Origin of the sequence: Corallococcus sicarius, from assembly GCF_003611735.1 — a bacterium.
GTDB classification, from domain to species: domain Bacteria; phylum Myxococcota; class Myxococcia; order Myxococcales; family Myxococcaceae; genus Corallococcus; species Corallococcus sicarius.
The window spans coordinates 13,144-30,440 of the sequence record NZ_RAWG01000092.1 but is presented as its reverse complement, the minus strand read 5'-3'; the positions used below and the strand labels follow the sequence as shown (position 1 = coordinate 30,440).

The 17,297-nt window shown below is 71.5% G+C and carries 15 protein-coding genes; 7 read left to right on the top strand and 8 right to left on the bottom strand.

Annotated elements, in window-relative coordinates; all coding sequences use genetic code 11:
* From D7X12_RS16480 to D7X12_RS16455, 6 genes are all read right to left on the bottom strand, one after another.
* Positions 1-2,390: chemotaxis protein CheA (locus tag D7X12_RS16480; protein ID WP_120626215.1), on the bottom strand; the 2,390-nt coding region annotated here is incomplete at its 3' end.
* Positions 2,387-4,207, bottom strand: coding sequence for a methyl-accepting chemotaxis protein (locus tag D7X12_RS16475; protein WP_120626214.1), 1,821 nt, complete (start codon positions 4,205-4,207; stop codon positions 2,387-2,389). The genes D7X12_RS16475 and D7X12_RS16480, both read right to left, overlap by 4 nt.
* A gap of 8 nt (positions 4,208-4,215) precedes the next feature.
* On the bottom strand, positions 4,216-6,039 hold the full coding sequence (locus D7X12_RS16470) for a methyl-accepting chemotaxis protein (RefSeq protein ID WP_120626213.1): 1,824 nt from the start codon (positions 6,037-6,039) through the stop codon (positions 4,216-4,218).
* The gene (locus D7X12_RS16465; protein ID WP_120626212.1) at positions 6,036-6,407 is read right to left on the bottom strand and encodes a protein CrdC; all 372 of its coding nucleotides are present in this window, start codon (positions 6,405-6,407) and stop codon (positions 6,036-6,038) included. Before D7X12_RS16465 ends, D7X12_RS16470 begins: the two co-directional genes overlap by 4 nt.
* A 4-nt stretch (positions 6,408-6,411) precedes the next feature.
* The gene (locus D7X12_RS16460; protein WP_120626211.1) at positions 6,412-6,846 is read right to left on the bottom strand and encodes a chemotaxis protein CheW; all 435 of its coding nucleotides are present in this window, start codon (positions 6,844-6,846) and stop codon (positions 6,412-6,414) included.
* Between the two features lie 23 nt (positions 6,847-6,869).
* Positions 6,870-7,619 carry an OmpA family protein gene (locus D7X12_RS16455; RefSeq protein ID WP_120626218.1) on the bottom strand — a complete coding sequence of 250 codons (750 nt, stop codon included), beginning with the start codon at positions 7,617-7,619 and terminating at the stop codon, positions 6,870-6,872.
* A gap of 179 nt (positions 7,620-7,798) precedes the next feature.
* Between D7X12_RS16455 and D7X12_RS16450 the strand changes: the two genes are divergently transcribed.
* The 5 genes from D7X12_RS16450 to D7X12_RS16435 all read left to right on the top strand — a co-directional run bounded on the left by D7X12_RS16450 (position 7,799) and on the right by D7X12_RS16435 (position 12,548).
* Positions 7,799-9,271 (top strand): sigma-54-dependent transcriptional regulator, encoded by a 1,473-nt coding sequence (locus tag D7X12_RS16450; protein WP_120626217.1) that lies wholly within the window; start codon positions 7,799-7,801, stop codon positions 9,269-9,271.
* Positions 9,271-9,861, top strand: coding sequence for a hypothetical protein (locus D7X12_RS16445; protein WP_147443694.1), 591 nt, complete (start codon positions 9,271-9,273; stop codon positions 9,859-9,861). Before D7X12_RS16450 ends, D7X12_RS16445 begins: the two co-directional genes overlap by 1 nt.
* Positions 9,862-10,026: 165 nt before the next feature.
* Positions 10,027-10,608, top strand: a complete 582-nt coding sequence (locus D7X12_RS43735; protein WP_208719081.1) for a hypothetical protein — start codon at positions 10,027-10,029, stop codon at positions 10,606-10,608.
* Positions 10,595-10,978, top strand: a complete 384-nt coding sequence (locus tag D7X12_RS43730) for a GIY-YIG nuclease family protein (RefSeq protein ID WP_208719079.1) — start codon at positions 10,595-10,597, stop codon at positions 10,976-10,978. Before D7X12_RS43735 ends, D7X12_RS43730 begins: the two co-directional genes overlap by 14 nt.
* Before the next feature lie 52 nt (positions 10,979-11,030).
* Positions 11,031-12,548 (top strand): Hsp70 family protein, encoded by a 1,518-nt coding sequence (locus tag D7X12_RS16435; protein WP_120626209.1) that lies wholly within the window; start codon positions 11,031-11,033, stop codon positions 12,546-12,548.
* A 12-nt stretch (positions 12,549-12,560) separates the two neighbouring features.
* Here the strand turns inward: D7X12_RS16435 and D7X12_RS16430 are convergent, their stop codons facing one another.
* The gene (locus tag D7X12_RS16430; RefSeq protein WP_120626208.1) at positions 12,561-15,290 is read right to left on the bottom strand and encodes a PAS domain-containing hybrid sensor histidine kinase/response regulator; all 2,730 of its coding nucleotides are present in this window, start codon (positions 15,288-15,290) and stop codon (positions 12,561-12,563) included.
* A gap of 262 nt (positions 15,291-15,552) precedes the next feature.
* Between D7X12_RS16430 and D7X12_RS16425 the strand changes: the two genes are divergently transcribed.
* Together D7X12_RS16425 and D7X12_RS16420 are read left to right on the top strand one after the other, a co-directional pair.
* Positions 15,553-15,945 carry a response regulator gene (locus D7X12_RS16425; RefSeq protein WP_120626207.1) on the top strand — a complete coding sequence of 131 codons (393 nt, stop codon included), beginning with the start codon at positions 15,553-15,555 and terminating at the stop codon, positions 15,943-15,945.
* Positions 15,946-16,156: 211 nt separating this feature from the next.
* Entirely contained in the window at positions 16,157-16,546 is a 390-nt protein-coding gene (locus D7X12_RS16420; protein WP_120626216.1) for a DoxX family protein, read from the top strand.
* A 4-nt stretch (positions 16,547-16,550) separates the two neighbouring features.
* Here the strand turns inward: D7X12_RS16420 and D7X12_RS16415 are convergent, their stop codons facing one another.
* Positions 16,551-17,225, bottom strand: coding sequence for an SOS response-associated peptidase (locus D7X12_RS16415; protein WP_120626206.1), 675 nt, complete (start codon positions 17,223-17,225; stop codon positions 16,551-16,553).
* Positions 17,226-17,297 lie beyond the last annotated feature (72 nt).

The following is a 17,297-nucleotide window of genomic DNA, read 5'->3' as shown; positions in this document are numbered from 1 at the left end:
AGCTTCAGGGGCGCGGTGCCATGGACGCCCGCCGCCAGGGTCGCCGCCGACAGGACCATCACGAGCCGTCCGTCCGCGAGCGAGGTGGCGCCGGTGAGGTGGGTGAAGCGCGCGAGGATGCCCTTCAGCGGCAGGATGGCCTGGACGCGCTCCTCCAGCACCCGGTCCACGGCCAGTGCGGCCTCCATGCCCTGACCCTTCACCACCAGCACCAGGTCCCCCTCCCGGGCGGGACGCTCGGCGCCGAGCGCCAGCAGCGACGCCAGCGACGCGAACGGCAGCACGCGGCCGTCGTTGCGGACGGTGGGACGGCCGGCGACCTCTCCCACCTCGGAGGCTTCGACCTTGAGGGCGCGGGAGACGTGGACGGCGCTGAGGGCGAGCGTCTCGTCGCCCACCTGGACGAAGAGCAGGGGCGCCATGGTGAGGGACACCGGGACGCGCAGGGTGAAGATGGTGCCCCAGCCGGGCGCGGACTCCACGCCCACGTCGCCGCCCAGCGCCTGGAGGGAGGCGCGCACGGCGTCCAGCCCCACGCCCCGACCTGACAGGTCGGTGACCACCTCGCGGGAGGAGAAGCCGGGCAGGAAGATGAGCTCGCGCGCGGCGGAGTCGGACAGGGCGTTCGCGGCGGCCTCGTCGAGCACGCCCCGGCGGACGGCGACGCGGCGCAGGAGCGCGGGGTCCATGCCCGCGCCGTCGTCCTCCACGCGCAGCATGATGCGGCTGCCCTCTCGGGAGGCGCGCAGGGTGAGGCAGCCCCGGGGGTGCTTGCCGGCGGCGACGCGGTCCACGCGCGTCTCCAGGCCGTGGTCCAGCGCGTTGCGCACCAGGTGCATGAGGGGCTCGCGCAGGGCCTCCACCACGGCGCGGTCCGCGCGGGTGTCCTCGCCGTCCACGACGAGCTCCACCTCCTTGCCCAGCTCCCGCGCGAGGTCTCGCACCATGCGCGGGTAGGGTTCAAAGAGGACGGACAGGGGCAGCATGCGCAGGGTCTGCACCTCCTCGGACACCTGTCCCAGGTCGCGCAGCTCCGCGTTGGCGAGCAGCTTGGCTTCACGGTGCAGCGTGGCGGCCAGCTCCTTGGCGCGGCCCAGCCGCTCCGCGATCGCCGTGCCCGCGGGGCCCAGGTCCTCCGCCGCGCGGGCCAGCTCGCTCAACTCGCGCACGAGCGCCAGCCGCCGCGCGGTCGCGAGTTCCCGGCGGCGCGCGACCTGGCCCAGGTTGGTCACCGCGCTGGTGAGCATGTCCAGGCTGGCCACGCCGATGCGCACCGACGTGTCGATGCGCACCTCGCCGCCGCGCGCCGGGCCACCGGACTTCGGTGCGGGGCCCGAGGGCGCTCGGGGGCGCCCGGTGTCGACCAGGCGCGTGCCCGGCAGGGATCCCGCCGCCGGGTTCACGAGGTGCGCGCCCGACGAGGCCCCCGTGGGCATCACGGGGTAGGCGCTTGAGGAGGCCGCCGTGGAAGGAGCGAGGTGCGTGCTCGGCGAGGCTCCCGTGGGCATCACGGGGTAGGCGATTGAGGAGGCCGCCGTGGAAGGAGCGAGGTGCGTGCTCGGCGAAGTCCCCGTGGGCGTGCCGTGGTGAGCGCTCGACAAGGCAGCCGGGGGGAACGCGGGGTAGGCGCTCGACAAGGCCACCGTGGGAGTCGCGAGGTGTGAGCCCGTCGCGGAACCTCCTGGGACACCCGCCGCGGGCTGGCCTCCCGCCGGCTCCGAGCGGATGGCCGTCATGAGCAGGTGGGACGCAGCCGCTGCGGCGGTCGGGGACATCCCGCTGCCCAGCGGTGACTCCGGACGGGCCGCCATCGTCCCCCACTGCGCGGGAACGACCGGCGCGCCGGACGGCTCCGCACGGGGCGGCACCAGGGGATGTGACGCCCCGGCATGGGTCCCCTCCCCCCGCTGCGCCGCGGCCGGAGCGCGCGAGGCCAGCACCGCCGTCCCGGGCCAGTCATCCTCATCCACCGGCGCGCGGGGGGCCGCCACCGTTACCGGCGGACGCGCGGCCTCCGCCGTGAGCCTCAATTGCAGCGTCGCCACCAGCGTGTCCACGGCCAGCGTCGGTTCGCCCGCCTGGAGCGCACCGGACAACACGAGCACCGCGTCCGCCGTGGAAAGCAGCGCGTCCGTGGACTCCGAGGAGAGCCGGTAGCGATACGGCTCCACGCACCGGACCAACTCCTCCATCTCGTGCACGAGCGTGTTGATGTCGTTGAAGCCCATCATCCGGGCCTCGCCCTTCAGCCCGTGCAACTCGCGCAGCACCCGCTGCCCGGCCTCCACGTTCCCCCCGGCCTCCAGCTCCATGAGGGAGCGGTTGATGCGCGCCAGGCGCACCGTGACCAGGTCGCGGAACTGCTTGAGGAGCCGATCGCTGGGGCTCACCCGTCTTCCCCCTGGCGAAGCGTCGCCTGGTGGATCTGGAAGCGCTCCACCACCCCGCGCAGGTCCTGCGCCAGCCCCAACAGGTCCCCGTTCGCGGAGCTCACCTGCTTCGTCGCGTTGAGGCTCTGCTGCGTGACGCGCAGGATGTCCGCCATCGTCTCCGCGAGCTGATCCGTGCCCGACTGCTGCTGCTGCGTGGACCAGGAGATGTTCCGCACCGCGTCCGACGTCTGCCCCGCGAGGTTGACGATCTGCCGGAGCGACTCGGACACCTGCTCCGCCAGCGCGGTGCCCGTCTCCACCGCGCGCACGCCGCCGCCCGTCACCGCCACCGCCGCGGCGCTCGCCTCGCGCACCTCTTCAATGAGCCCCTCGATCTCCTTGGTGGACTCCAGCACGTTCTCCGCGAGCCGGCGCATCTCCGCGGCCACCAGCGAGAAGCCCCGCCCCACCTCGCCCGCCTTCGTCCCCTCCAGCTCCGCGTTGAGCGCCAGCAGGTCGGACTTGTCCGCCACGCCGTTGATGAACTCGACGATCTTGCCAATCTGCTGCACGCGCTTGTTCAGCCGCGCCACCGCGGAGCTGATGGCGTGGTTGTCCTGGCGCATGCGCGACATGGCGTCCAGGAACGACTCCGCGCTGCCCTGCCCGCCCTCCGCCGCCGCCAGCGTGCGCATGGCGATCTCCGCCACCGAACCCGCGTTCTCCGCGATCTGCTTCGCCGAGCGCGCCAGCTCCTCCGTGGTGGCGCTCGTCTCATCCAGGCTGCTGGCCTGCTCCGCGGCCCCCTCCTCATAGCGCCCGGAGGTGCTGAGGATCTCCTCCGTCGTCGCGGAGATCTGCGCCCCCGCGCGCTGCAGCTGCGCGAGCACGTCCGCCAGGTGCGTGCGCATCGTGGTGAAGGCCGCGGACACCGCCCACACCTCGTCCTCGGCGGGCACGAGCTGGGGGCTCGCCAGGTCTCCCGCGGCGATGCGCCTCGCCTCTCCGGACAGCTCCCGCATGGGCCTGCCCAGCAGCGTGCCGCCCAGGTACGCGGTGGCGAGCGCCAACCCGAACACCACCGCGCACAGCACCGCGCTGGACGTGAACGCCTCCAGGTGCAGCGCGTCCACCATCACGCCCTGCACGTCCGGGCTGCCCGCCTCCAGCAGCCGCGTGAAGACGCGCTCCGACAGCGCCGTGACGACCTGCGCGCACATCACCGCGGGCGTCACCACGCAGATGGCGGTGAAGGCCACCAGCCGCGTGCGGATGCGCGAGCGCCGGGGCAGCGCGGCGATGACCTGCGCGTGCGTCAGCCCTTGATCCGCCACCCACAGCACGCCCCGCCGCGCCCGGAGCGTGACGAGCCCGTAGACCATCAGCGACGTGAGCGGACCGAACAGCGCCCCCAGCCCCGCGACCCGCAGGGTGAGCGCGCTCGGCAGCCCCATCACCGTCCAGAGCACCACGCCCACCACGCCCGTCGTCAGCGCCCACAGGCCCAGCGAGCGGAAGAAGGCCTCGCCCGGAGCGCGCGACACCTCGCCCACCGCCACCGCAAGGTTCGCGGGCGTGGACGACACGTCCCCCCGCTCCAGCGCGCGCAGCATGGGAAACCGGCGCAGCGTCACCCCCACGCCCAGCAGCATGTGCAGCAGGCTCACGCCCACCACCAGGACGACGAGCGCGCCCAGGTTCACCACCAGCGGCCCCCCCAGCACCAGCGAGGCGAAGTGCAGCCCCAGCGTGGAGCCCACCAGGTTCGCCAGCGGGACGGGGAACATCAGGTGCCGGCTGAACGAGGCCCGCCGGGGGCCGATGAACGGGGCCATGGCGCGCCTCACCCCTTCCCGGTGCCGCCGGGAGACTCGCCCGGGGACTCGACGTGGAAGCGCTCCACCACGTGTTGCAGGTCGTGCGCCAGCGAGGACAGGTCCGCGTTCGCCGCCACCATCTGCTTCGTCGCCGCGGCGTTCTGCTCGGTGACGCGCAGGATGTCCCCCATGGCCGCCGCGAGCTGATCCGTGCCCGTCTGCTGCTGCAGCGTGGCCAGCGAGATGCTGCGCACCGCGTGCGACGTCTGCCGCGCCAGCTCCAGGATGAGCCCCAGGCTGTCGTCCACCTGCGCCGCCAGCAGCGTGCCCAGCTCCGTCGTCTTCAGGCCCGCCTCCGTGGCCATCACCGCCGCGTTCGTCGCGTCGCGGATCTCCCCGATGAGCCCTTCAATCTCCTTCGTGGAGCGGATGACGTTCTCCGCGAGCCGGCGCATCTCCGCGGCCACCAGCGAGAAGCCCCGCCCCACCTCGCCCGCCTTCGTCCCCTCCAGCTCCGCGTTGAGCGCCAGCAGGTCCGACTTGTCGGCGATCTCGTTGATGAACTCCACCACCTTGCCAATCTGCTGCACGCGCTTGTTGAGGCGCACCACCGCCTCCGCGATGTCCTCGTTGTCGGACTTCATGCGCTGCATGGCGCCCAGGAAGGCGGTGGCGCCGCGCTGGCCGGACTGCGCCGCGCCGAAGGTCCGCTCCGCGATGGCGGACACGGACTCCGCGTTGTCGGCGATCTGCTGCGCCGACCGCGCCAGCTCCTCCGTGGTGGCGCTGGTCGCGTTGAGCGAGTCCGCCTGCTCGTCCGCGCCGGCCTCCTGCTCCGTGCTGGTGGCCACCAGCTGCGACGTGGTGGTGGAGATCTGCAGGCCCGCCTTGCGCAGCTGCGTGAGCGCCTGCACCAGCTGCACCTGCATCTGGGTGAAGGCCGCGGACGTGGCCCACACCTCGTCCTCGGCGTGGATGACGCGGGGGGGCCGCACCTCGCCGCGCGCGATGCGCGTCGCGTCCTCGGTGATGGCGCGCAGGGGCTCGGAGAGCACCGTGCCCGCGAGCGCCGCGGTGCCCAGGATGAGCAGCGTGACGAGCCCCGACAAGAGCCCCAGGGGCGGCCCTTCTCCGCGCCGCGCCCGGTCGATGATCTCCCCGCGCGCCTGCGGCGTGGTCGCCTGCGCCCACGCGTCCACCACCGCCACCGTGCGCGTGAAGGCCACGTCCAGGATGAAGAGCGACGGGCTCAAGACGGCGATGGCAGTGAACGCCACCAGGCGCCGGCGGATGTGCATGCGCCGGGGCGGCAGGGCGGCCAGCACCTCCAGCGGCGACAGCCCCGCGGCCACCAGCCACCCCTGGGTGGCCCGGCCCCGGCGCACCAGCATGAGGTAGACGAGCATCGAGCTGAGCGGCCCCAGCGACAGCCCCATCAGCACCACGCGCAGCCCCTCCGTCCACGGCACATGCGCGAGCACCGGGAAGGACAGCGCCACCACCACCGTCCCGCCCAGCCACCCCTGCATGGCGAACCAGAAGCCACGGCCGGGCACGGCCGCCACCTCCTGGAGCGCGACGCGCAGGTGTTCAGGCGTGGCGGGCACCTTGCCCTCACCCAGGGCGATCAGCGTGCGCAGGGCCTGCTTGTCGCGCAGGGTCCCCAGCCCGACGAAGAGCACGAGCGCCACCAGCCCCAGCACCGACAGCGGGCCGCGACCCTCGGGCGGCAGCGTGTGGGACAGGTGGATGTGCAAGAGCGCCAGCGCCACGCCCACGGTGCTGCCCAGGACGCGCGGACGCATGGTCCACCGGGCGAGCGAGCGCCACTCCGCGGGCGGCGTCGTCATGCGCCCTCCCCGTCCCCACCCAGGCCGCGCAGGTAGCGCTCGAAGCCATCCAGGTGCACCAGCGGCCAGAGCACCCCGCGCGTCAGCACGAAGCCGCGCAGGCTCCCTCCGGAGGCGTGCGCCACCAGCGGCGAGGGCGGCAGCACCGACAGCACCTCCGCGTCGATCTCCAGCCCATCCACGCCCACGGCCTCCCCGGTGGCGGTGACGAGCACGCGCTGGACGCTGGGGGACTCACGGAAGGCCCCCCGGGCGGACACGCAGGCGGCGTCCGGCGCGGCGATGGAGGCCACGTCGCTCGCCGCGAAGGCGAGGCGGTGGCGGCCCACGTGGCACAGGAGCGTCCCCTCGACCCGGGCGGGCGACATGGGGCTAGGCGCCCTGACTGAGGTGGTCGAAGAGGCCTTCGGGGTCGATGACGGCCACGTCGCGCGAGCCGCTCTTGCCGGGGCCCCGCAGGTGGACGTGGACGCCCGTGGGGCCCAGGGGCTCCAGCGGACCCTGCACGGGCGACACCCCGGCGACGCTGCTGGCCGTGAGGGCCAGGGTGCCTCGGGGCAGCCGCACGAGCACCGCGCGGCGGGAGCCGGCGGTCACCCCTCCCACCAGCAGGCTCATGTCCACGACGGGGATGACTTCACCCCGGTGCGCGAACACGCCCAGCAGGTGGGGCGGGGAACCCGGTACCCGCGTCAGCTCGGGGAAGGTGACGACCTCCGCCGCGGCTTCCGCGGGCACCGCGTACCAGCTGCTTCCACACGCGAACACAAGGTAGGACTGACGCGATTCCGACTCGAGGGCGGCCATTCGCGCCAGAGCCTACCCCAGAACTAGCGCTGGAACTCCACGCGGCGGTTCTCCGCCCACGCTTCCTCGGAGGCCCCGTTGGACACCGGGCGGTTCTCGCCGTAGCCCACCGTCGTCAGACGGTTGGACGGCACGCCCAGGTCGGTCAGGTAGCGCTTGACCGCGGCGGCGCGGCGGTTGGACAGCTGGAGGTTGTACTCCTCCGTGCCGCGATCATCCGCGTGGCCGCCCAGGGTGATCTTCCCCTGGCTCGCCTTGATGCAGGCCGCCAGGTCGCCCAGGCGCGACTGCGCGCTGGAGTCCAGGGTGGACTCGTTGAAGCCGAAGCGCACCGGAGCGAAGTCGCAGCGCGAGCTGGCATCCGCCGTCACGCAGCGGCCGCCCTGGCAGTCCTGGCCCTCACCGCAGTCCGTCGCGGCGGTGCAGGTGTCCTTCGGGGCCTGGCAGCGGCCGGCCTCGCACTTGCCACCGTTGCACGCGGAGTCGTCCTTGCACTGGGCCTCGGCGCACTTGCCGGCCTCGCAGATGCGACCGGCGCCGCACGCGGTGTCCGTGGTGCACTCGGGGGGCTTGGGCGCGCACTTGTTCGCCTGGCAGGTGAAGCCCTCGCGGCAGTTCGCGTCCTCGGCGCACTCCTGACACTGACCCTGGACGCAGACCTCGCCCTTCTCCTTGCAGTTATCGTCGTTGTTGCACTTGGGGTAGGTGGGCGGGCACCCGGTCAGCACGGCCACGGCGAGGGCCATCCCCGCCCAAAGCGAAATCCGACGCATCATTCCTCCGAACACCAAATCACGGGAAAAGGGGACCCACGAACACGCGGGCCTAAGCCCGTCGCGTCTAGCCGTACCCACCCGCGTGAGTCAAAAGATTTGTCCGCTCCCCACCCTTCGGACCCGAACGAGTCACTTGAAGCCCCGATTATTTCCGTGAGAGTGTGACCGGTTTGCCCATGCCCGCCGCCGTCCTCATCGTCGATGACGAAAAAAACATCCTCCTCACCCTGAGCCAGTCGTTGCAGCTCGCGGGCTACCGCACGGAGCTCGCCAGCAGCGGGCAGGTGGCGCTGGACGTGGTGAGCGCACGGCCCGTGGATGCGGTGTTGATGGACGTGAAGATGCCGGACATGGACGGACTCACCGTCCTGGCGCGGCTCACGGAGCTCAAGCCGGAGTTGCCCGTCATCATGATGTCGGGGCACGGCACCATCGACACGGCGGTGAAGGCGACGCAGCTGGGGGCGCGCGACTTCCTGGAGAAGCCGCTGGCGAGAGATCGGCTGCTGGTGGCGCTGCGCAACGTGCTCACGCACCAGGCGGCCATGGAGGAGCTGCAGGAGCTGCGCGCGCAGCTGGGCCGCTTCGACATGGTGGGCGGGGGGCCTGCCATGCAGCGCATCTTCTCCCTCATCCAGCGGGCGGCGCCCAGCGAGGGCCGCGTCCTCATCACCGGCGAGAACGGCACCGGCAAGGAGCTCATCGCGCGGGCGCTGCACCAGCACTCGCGGCGCAAGGCCGGGCCGTTCGTGAAGCTCAACTGCGCGGCGGTGCCGCACGACCTCATCGAGAGCGAGCTGTTCGGCCATGAGAAGGGCGCGTTCACCGGCGCGGTGAGCGTGCGGCGCGGCAAGTTCGAGCTGGCGCACGAGGGCACGCTGTTCCTGGATGAGATTGGCGACATGCCGGCCGCGATGCAGTCGAAGCTCCTGCGCGTGCTGCAGGAGGGCGAGCTGGAGCGCGTGGGCGGCACGGAGACGCTCAAGGTGGACGTGCGCGTGTTCGCGGCGACGAACAAGAACCTGGAGAAGGAGATCGCGGCCGGGCGCTTCCGCGAGGACCTCTACTACCGCATCAACGTGGTGCAGATTCATTCGCCCCCGCTGCGCGAGCGGCGCGAGGACCTGCCGGACCTCATCGGCACCTTCCTGCGCGAGGCGTGCGCGAAGAACGGCCGCCGGCCGCTGATGCTGTCGCCGGACGCACTCGCGGTGATGAGCGCGTACGACTACCCGGGCAACGTGCGCGAATTGCGCAACCTGGTGGAGCGGCTGGCCATCCTGTGCGAGGGCCCCGTCGTCTCACGCACCGACGCGCTGGAGCTGCTGCCCCGGGGCCGTCCCCTGCCCCCGATGCCCGCGGCCACTGTCGGCGGTGACACGCCGCTGGCCCCGCTGACGGGGATGGTCGCAGCTCCGGGTGCGGAGCCCGCCGCGCCCGTTGCGCCCGGCCCGCTTGGGTGGCGGCCTCGCGTGGACCAGACGTTCCGCGAGCAGGTGGAGGAGGCGGAGCGGGAGATCATCCAGCACGTGCTCGCCCACACGCACGACAACGTGACGGAGGCCGCGCGGATCCTCGACCTGGAGCGCGGCCACTTCTACAAGAAGATGAAGGCGCTGGGCCTGCGCCGGGGACAGTCGGAGTCGTGATGATGACCTGGTATCCGCGAGTCCTGGTGCTGTGGCTGATGTGGCTGCCTGTCCTTGCCTGGGGGCAGGAGGTCCCGTCGGAGCCGCGCGCGGAGACGACGGGGACCTACTCCACCGCGTCGCACCTCATCCTCGGGTCGGTGTTGGGAGCCGTGGGGAACCTGGGTGGGTGGAAGCTTGGGCAGACGGGTGCGAATGCGCTGGGTCCCGAGTGTTCGGACTTCACGTGTCGGGACCGCCTCAAGCTCTCCATCTTCACGGGACTGGGCTCGACGGTAGGGACCGCCCTGCCCATCTATCTGCTCGGCACGCTCTTCGATGGCCAGGGCAGCTTCGGCTACACACTGCTGGGTGCTTCGCTGGGCGCGATTCCTTCCGCGTTTCTCGCCTACGGCAGCGTGGCTGGACTCGAGGTGGCTGCCGGCATCTGTTACCTGGTGACCCCCATTGTGGGCGCGCTCCTGGGGTACAGCCTCTCCGAGCGCTCCGTCGCAGCGCGGCCTCCCGCGAAGCTGGGGGCCCGGGTGACGCCAGTCCTCCGAATGACCCGGGAGGGGCGAGTCGTCGGCGGGCTGGTGGGCCAGTTCTGAGCGCGTTGACGCGCGCTCGAAACGTCTGGTCTATTGCGCGCAGGTGCCGAGGGGCGCCTGCACCCGAAAAGACGACGTCACCCTCGCTTCACCCGCAGCCGACATGCTCCCGATGAAGTCCTTCCGGTCCACCCGCGGGTGAGGGCCGCCACCGAAGGAATCGTCATGGGAACCGGCAGCACCTCCACCGTAGTCACGCTTCATGAATGCAAGGTCCGGGCGTCGCTCCTGCTCAAGGACCTGGACTCGCCCGACACCGCCCGCGCCACGCGCGCCGCGGAACGGATGCGCGCCCTGCCCTTCTTCGCGGGCCTGCCCCTGGGCGAAGTGCTCGCGCGCCGGGACACCGTGCAACACAAGCACGGGCTCGCGGTCATCGCCCGGGAGGCCGGCCACGCCACCTGGACCGAACTGAAACAGGCCTTGAGCAACACCGAGCCCGCACCCGCGCTGGACACGGGTGGCTTCTTCCAGAAACAGCAGGGCGTGTTCCTCAACCGCTGGTTCGCGACCTACGACGAAGCAGCCGCGTCGCTCGCGGCACAGGGCGGCTTCCTCTTCCCCTTCCGACACCAGTGGTTCGTCTGCGAGGCCGACTTCCTCCAGGCGCTGGGCATCGACACGAAGGACGCGGACTGGGAACGGATGGGCCGCGACTGGGTGCGCCCGCGCGACAGCGCCGCGCGGACCCGGCTGGAAGGAAAGCTCGTCGCGCTGGGATACGGAGGCCGCCATGTCGCCGGGTGATGACTCGCGCGCGGCCCGCTCGGAGCGCAAGCGCGCCTACAAGGAAGCCGCGGTGCCCATGGGCATCTACGTCATCCGCAACCGCGTCAACGGCAAGGTGTTCCTGGGCCACAGCATCAACCTGCCCGCGATGTTCAACCGCATCCGCTTCGAGTTCGCCCAACGCATGCACCGCGTCCCCGAACTGCAAGCGGACTGGGACCGCTACGGCGAGGCGGCCTTCTCACTGGAGGTATTGGATCAACTCCCGCCCCTGGAGGAACCCGGTGCGACGCCGCCCGTGGAGGACCTGAAGGTGCTGGAGGAGATGTGGCTGGAGCGCCTGAAGCCCTACGGCGACGCCGGCTACCACACGCCTCCAAAGCCCTGAGCGAGGGACGGGTGCCGCGACGCATCCGGACGTGCCAGGATGGGGGCACATCATGAGCACGAGCGCCGCCCCCATCCTCGGCATTGACTTCGGGACCACCAACACCGCGGCGGCCTTCTTCGACAAGGCGGGCAAGCTGCGCGTCGTCCCCATCGCGGAGAAGACCCTCACGCTGCCGTCCATCGCGTGGTTCCACGCGGGCGACAAGGCCATCGTCGGCCCCGCGGCCCGGCGGCAGATCATCGACGATCCGCGCCACACCATCTTCGGGGCCAAGCGCTTCCTCGGCCGCCGCTTCCAGTCCGAGTACGTGGCGCGCCACCGGGGCCGCTTCGCCTTCGAGCTGGTGGAGGGCCCGGACGGCTACACCGCCGTGGAGGTGTACGGCAAGGTGACGCCGCTCATCGACGTGGCCCACTTCATCCTCAAGCACATCCACACGCTCGCCAACCACACCGCGGGCGCGCGCTTCGAGGAGTGCGTGCTCACCGTGCCCGCGCACGCCAACATCCGCCAGCGCGAGGCCATCCGCCACGCGGCGGAGAAGGCGGGCCTTCGCGTGCGCGCCATCGTCAACGAGCCCACCGCCGCGGCGCTCTACTACGCCAACCTGCGCAACCCCGAACAGACGGTGATGGTGTTCGACCTGGGCGGCGGCACCTTCGACGTCACCCTGATGGCGGTGCAGAACCGCGTGGTGAAGGTGCTCGCCACCGGCGGCGACGCGTTCCTCGGCGGCGCCAACTTCGACGAACAGATTGTCGAAGTGCTGGTGGAGGACTTCCGCAAGAAGCAGGGCATCGACCTGCGCGGCAACAAGGTCGTCATGCAGCGGCTCGTCTTCGCCGCCGAGTCCGCGAAGATGGCGCTCAGCAACGCCACGTCCGTCCCCCTGCGCGTGCCGTGCATCACCCAGAAGGACGGCGCCTTCGTGGACTTCCAGTACACGCTCACCCGCGAACAGGTGGAGGCCATGGTGTTCCAGCTCATCGAGCGCACCGCCGCCGCGTGCGACGACGTGCTGGAGAAGGCGGGACTGAAGCCGGAGGCCATCGACGAGCTGGTGATGGTGGGCGGCCAGACGCGCATGCCCGCCATCCGCAAGCGCCTGGCCCACTTCCGCAAGCTGTCGTCGGAGAAGGAGGTCCACCCGGAGCTGGGCGTGGCCGTGGGCGCCGCCATCCTCGGGCGCAACCTGGCGCGCGGCATCACCGGCCTGTCGGACGTGGTGCCCATGCCCATTGGCGCCATGGTGCCCGGCGGCGGCCAGCACGAGGTGCTCCCCGCCAACACCCCCGTGCCCGGCACCCGCTCCGTCTCCCTGGACCTGCCGCCCTGGCCCGGCCCCGTGCCGGTGGCCCTCTTCGAGGCGCTGGACCGCACCACCGTGGAGCGCGAGCTGCTGGGCACCGTGCGCATCGAACCGGAGTGGCGCGTGGCCCACCCGGGGCCCACCACGTTGGAGCTGCGCATGGCGCCGGACTTCTCCCTCACCGCCAGCCTCGTCGCGCCGGACGGCCAGCGTCAGCCGCTGACCATCACCGACGCCAACGCGCCCCAGCGGGCGTAAGCCGGTGGGCGCTCAGCCCGTGGCCCGGGGCACCAGCGTGCCCTTGAGCTGCTCCAGGAGCTGGCGGCTCTCCTCCAGCGCCTCCTGGCACTGGGCCACGAGCGGCCCCAGCCCGTTCAGCGCCTCCGGCACCCGGGCGTCCGCGCGCTGCTCGATGTCCCAGCACAGCGACTCCAGCCGGGCCGCCCCGAAGTAGGCCGCGTTGGACTTGAGCGTGTGCGCGGCGCGCGCCAGGTTCTCCAGCTCGCCCTCGACCAGGGCCGTGCGCGCGTCGTCCATCAGCCGGGGCATGCTCTCCAGCGCCGTGTCGATGAGCTCCGGGAGCATCCGCTCCACCTGCCCGTCCAACGACTGCCACAGCCGCTCCAGCGCCGAGGGCTCCAGGCCGCGGATGCGCGGGGTGCCCACGCGGGGGACCTCCTGGAGGTGCGCGGCAGGGCGGGCCCCGGGAGGACGCGGCAGTCGCTCCCAGGCGCGGCGCAGCGCGGAGATGAGCTCCTCCACGCGGATGGGCTTGCTGAGGAAGTCGTCCATGCCCGCGTCCAGGCACTCGCGCCGGTCCGCCGTCATCGCGTTGGCCGTCATCGCGATGACCCACGGCTGGTCGGCGGCGGGCACCGTCGTGCGCAGCTGGCGCGTGGTCTCCAGGCCGTCCATCTCCGGCATCTGCACGTCCATCAGGACCACGTCGTAGCGCGCGCGCTCCAGGGAGTGCAGCCCCTCGCGGCCGTTGGAGGCCGTATCCGCGGGGTAGCCCAGCCGGTCCAACACCAGCAGCGCCAGCTTCTGGTTGGTGGGGTTGTCCTCCACCAGCAGGATGCGCAGCGGCATCTGATCACCCGGGCGCGCGTTGAACACCGAGCGCTCGCGGGTCGCGAGCGCCGGCCCGGGCGGCGGCTTCGCGGAGATGAGGTCCTGGGCCAGGCACGTCATCAGCGCGTCGTGGAGCTGCGAGGCCTTCACCGGCCGGGGCAGCACCGCGGTGAACATCCCGTGCGGCTGGGCGTCGCGCTGGTCGAAGGACGTGAGCAGCAGCAGGGGCAACTCGCGCGCGTCGCGCTGCTGGCGGATGTGCGCCGCCAGCGACGGGCCGTCCATCAGCGGCATGCGGTGGTCCAGGATGGCCAGGTCGAACCGGGCCCCCGACTCCAGGCGCGTCAGCGCGTCCGCCCCGGAGCCCACCTCCACGATGTCCATGCCCCACGCGGACAGCTGCCGGCCCAGCAGCTTGCGGTTGATGGCGTTGTCGTCCACCACCAGCACCCGCCGGCCCTGGAGCTTCAGCGAATCCGGGCGCAGGGACTCCGCGCTGCGCGGGGCCTCGCGCGCCTGGAAGGTGAAGTGGAACGTGGCGCCCCGGCCCGGCACGCCCTCGCTCTCCATCCACAGCCGCCCGCCCATCGCCTCCACCAGCCGCTTGCTGATGGCGAGCCCCAGCCCCGTGCCGCCGAAGCGCCGCGACACCGATTCGTCCAGTTGGTTGAAGGGCTGGAACAGGCCGCTGCGCGCGGACTCGGAGATGCCCAGCCCCGTGTCCTGCACCGCGAAGTGCAGCTCGAACGTCCCCGTGGGGGCCAGCGGCTTCCGGGGCGTGTCCACGGAGATGGACACCCCGCCGCGCTCGGTGAACTTCACCGCGTTGCCCACGAGGTTGAGCAGCACCTGGCGCAGCCGCGCGGAGTCGCCCACCACGTTCACGGGCGTCTCGTCGGTGACGTGGTAGCCCAGGTCCAGGGACTTCTCGCTGGCGCGCATGGCCAGCAGGTCCAACACGGACTCCACGCACTGCCGCAGGTCGAAGGGCTTCTGCTCCAGCTCGACGCGGCCGGCTTCAATCTTGGAGAAGTCCAGCATGTCGTTGAGCAGCCCGAGCAGCGCATCCCCGCTCTGGCGGATGGTGGACGCGAAGTCGCGCTGTTCGGGGGTCAGCGCCGTGTCCATCAGCAGCCCTGCCATGCCGATGATGGCGTTCATCGGCGTGCGGATTTCATGGCTCACCGTGGCCAGGAACAGGCTCTTGGCCTGGTTGGCGTCCTCGGCGGCCTGGCGCGCCCGCTGGAGGTCGGTGATGTCGTGGTAGATGGCGATGAAGCCCAGCGACCGGCCGCCCACCATCACCGGCAGCGCGCGCAGCTCCACGTCCACCACCGTGCCGTCCTTGCGCACGCGACGGGTGACGACGTGCACGCGGTCCTTGCGCAGCACCTCGCGCGAGGTCTCCTCCGCCTCCGGGCGGATGCCGTCCGCGTTGGCCACGAGCTTGAGGATGTTGCGCCCCAGCGCCTCCTGCGGCGTGTAGCCGAAGAGCGTCTCCGCGGCGGGGTTCCAGGTGAGGACCTCGAAGGCGCGGCTGATGGTCACGATGGCCACCGGGCTGTGACACACCACCGCCTCGAAGAACTCCTTCTGCTGGCGCAGGGTGGCTTCCGCCTCCTGGTGGGCGTCCGTGCCGCGCAAGAGCAGCACCCGGATCCCGTCCGACTGGGGAATGGACAGCACTCGCAGTGAGTGTGCCGCCGTGCCGTCCCACTGGGTCTCCTGGGGGGCGCTCCCCGCCTGCGGAGGCACCCAGCCGGGCAGGATGTGGTCCACCTGCAAACCCAGCAGCACCTCGCGGGGGCCGAGCAGCGCTTCCGCGGCACGGTTCACGGCCACGACCCGCAGGGTCGCGTCGAGCACGAGCACCCCGTCACGGGTGTGCTCGAACAAGGCCGGATACGCGCTGGGTGGCAGTTCGGGCAACCTTCCCCCTCCGTTGAAGAACTGTAGGTCAGTCGAGGCGCCAGTTCCACGCCATCCATGAAAACCATGGAGGTGGGCAGGCGCCGGTCCGCCCCAATCCCCCGGGGGCACGGTGGTTCAGGGGGTTAGGGGGCAGCCTGCCGAACAACCCCCTCCCACACTGTCCGTCCGACGTGCCGCCGGCCCGGAATCAGAAGCCAGCCCTGGGCGGTGCGGCGGTGGGGCGACCTAGCTTTCGGGTGACCCCACGGAAGAGAGAGTCGTGTCAGACGCGAACGCGGCCCCCCTCATTCTCATCATCGATGACGAGCCGGAGTTGGAAGTGCTGGCCCGGTACCTGGAACTGGAAGGCTATTGCGTCCTGACGGCGACCAATGGCGAGGAGGGATTGCTGACCCTCGCCTCCTGTCGCAAGCCCTGCATCGTCCTCTTGGACCTGATGATGCCGGTGCTGGACGGCTACGGCTTCCTGCGGCGCCTGCACGACGACGCCACCCTCTGCGGACTCCCCGTCTTCGTCGTCACGGCCAGCTTCCCCACGGAGCAGATGGCGGGCACCGTGGGGCTGCTGCACAAGCCCCTGCACATGGAGTTACTGCTGGAGGCGGTAGCACCGTATTGTCCGCCTCCCCATGAAGACAAGAATTCCGGCTGAAACCCGCGCCTTGCCCTTCCTGTGTCTCATCGCCGTGATACAGGCCTGTTTCACGCCTCCGCCAGAGGGGAATGAAACACCGGAGACTGTTGACACCGCGGTCTGACGCTGGCGGACAGCCCCACCGAGGGGAAGGTGGCGCTCAAGCGCGGGCCCCGGAGCGCATGCCAGGATGCGCCGCGACGACGCAGGCACGCAGGAGACACGGGACATGGCGGAACGGGTCGCGCTGGGGTGGACGGTGGTGCGGGTGGTGTTCGGGCTGACGCTGGCCTTCGGACACGGCCTGGGCAAGGTGACCGGAGACATGTCCCGCTTCGCGGGGGCGGTGGAGCGGCTGGGCTTCCCCGCGCCCACGTTCTTCGCGTGGTGCGCGGCGCTCGCGGAGTTCCTGGGCGGGCTGTGCGTGGCGCTGGGGCTCGTCACGCGGCCCGCGGCGATGGTCGCCGGGTTCACGATGCTGATGGCCCTGGTCCAGCACCGCGCGGATCCGTTCGGGAAGATGGAGCTGGCGCTGCTCTACCTCACGGTGATGGTGGCGGCGGTCATCATCGGCGGCGGCCCGTTCAGCCTGGATGCGCGCATCCGCCGCCGGGCGTAGCGCCTCAGGCCGCGAGGCGGGCCACGCACTCCGGCCCGTCATTGGCGGGCGAGTTCACCACCCGCGCGACTTCGTAGTGCTCCAGCGCCGCGTCCGACGCCGGGACGAGCAGCGGCAGGAGGACGGCGGCCTCCTGCGGCTCCGGGCGCAGCCACACGGACTGGGCCTCCGGCGAGAGGATGACGGGCATCCGGTCATGGATGGGCGCCATCAGCGCGTTGGGGCCGGTGGTGATGATGGTGCAGGTGCGCAGCACCTCGCCGGTGTCCGGCGCCGTCCACTCCTCCCAGAGCCCCGCCAGCGCCAGCGGCTTTCCGTCGCGGTGGTGGAACAGGTAGGGCGTCTTGGGCTTCGTGGATTGCTTCCACTCATACCAGCCGTCCACCACCACGAGGCACCGGCGCCGCTTCAGCGCCGAGCGGAAGCTGGGCTTCTCCGCCACCGTCTCGCCGCGCGCGTTGATGAGCTTGTTGCCAATGGACGCGTCCTTCGCCCACGAGGGGATGAGCCCCCAGCGGAACACGTCCAGCAGCCGCTCGCCGTCGTTGGGCACCACGGGCAAGAGCTGCGTGGGACACAGGTTGAAGCGCTCGCGCTCCAGCGTCGCGCGGGCGCCTGCGAGCTCCAGCTCGGCGACGAGCTGCGCGGGGGAGGTCCGGACGGTGACTCGGCCACACATGAGAGAAAGCCTAGCGCCCGGAGACCGGGCTCGCACGTTCCGGGTGGCCGGCCGGTGGGGAACCGACAGGCC

What these genes read in the sequence shown, in the direction of transcription:
- D7X12_RS16475 (WP_120626214.1), bottom strand. Translation starts at nt 4,207, where the DNA reads ATGGCCCCGTTCATCGGCCCCCGGCGGGCCTCGTTCAGCCGGCACCTG.
- D7X12_RS16470 (WP_120626213.1), bottom strand. Translation starts at nt 6,039, where the DNA reads ATGACGACGCCGCCCGCGGAGTGGCGCTCGCTCGCCCGGTGGACCATG.
- D7X12_RS16465 (WP_120626212.1), bottom strand. Translation starts at nt 6,407, where the DNA reads ATGTCGCCCGCCCGGGTCGAGGGGACGCTCCTGTGCCACGTGGGCCGC.
- D7X12_RS16460 (WP_120626211.1), bottom strand. Translation starts at nt 6,846, where the DNA reads ATGGCCGCCCTCGAGTCGGAATCGCGTCAGTCCTACCTTGTGTTCGCG.
- D7X12_RS16455 (WP_120626218.1), bottom strand. Translation starts at nt 7,619, where the DNA reads ATGCGTCGGATTTCGCTTTGGGCGGGGATGGCCCTCGCCGTGGCCGTG.
- D7X12_RS16450 (WP_120626217.1), top strand. Translation starts at nt 7,799, where the DNA reads ATGCCCGCCGCCGTCCTCATCGTCGATGACGAAAAAAACATCCTCCTC.
- D7X12_RS16445 (WP_147443694.1), top strand. Translation starts at nt 9,271, where the DNA reads ATGATGACCTGGTATCCGCGAGTCCTGGTGCTGTGGCTGATGTGGCTG.
- D7X12_RS43735 (WP_208719081.1), top strand. Translation starts at nt 10,027, where the DNA reads ATGGGAACCGGCAGCACCTCCACCGTAGTCACGCTTCATGAATGCAAG.
- D7X12_RS43730 (WP_208719079.1), top strand. Translation starts at nt 10,595, where the DNA reads ATGTCGCCGGGTGATGACTCGCGCGCGGCCCGCTCGGAGCGCAAGCGC.
- D7X12_RS16435 (WP_120626209.1), top strand. Translation starts at nt 11,031, where the DNA reads ATGAGCACGAGCGCCGCCCCCATCCTCGGCATTGACTTCGGGACCACC.
- D7X12_RS16420 (WP_120626216.1), top strand. Translation starts at nt 16,157, where the DNA reads ATGGCGGAACGGGTCGCGCTGGGGTGGACGGTGGTGCGGGTGGTGTTC.
- D7X12_RS16415 (WP_120626206.1), bottom strand. Translation starts at nt 17,225, where the DNA reads ATGTGTGGCCGAGTCACCGTCCGGACCTCCCCCGCGCAGCTCGTCGCC.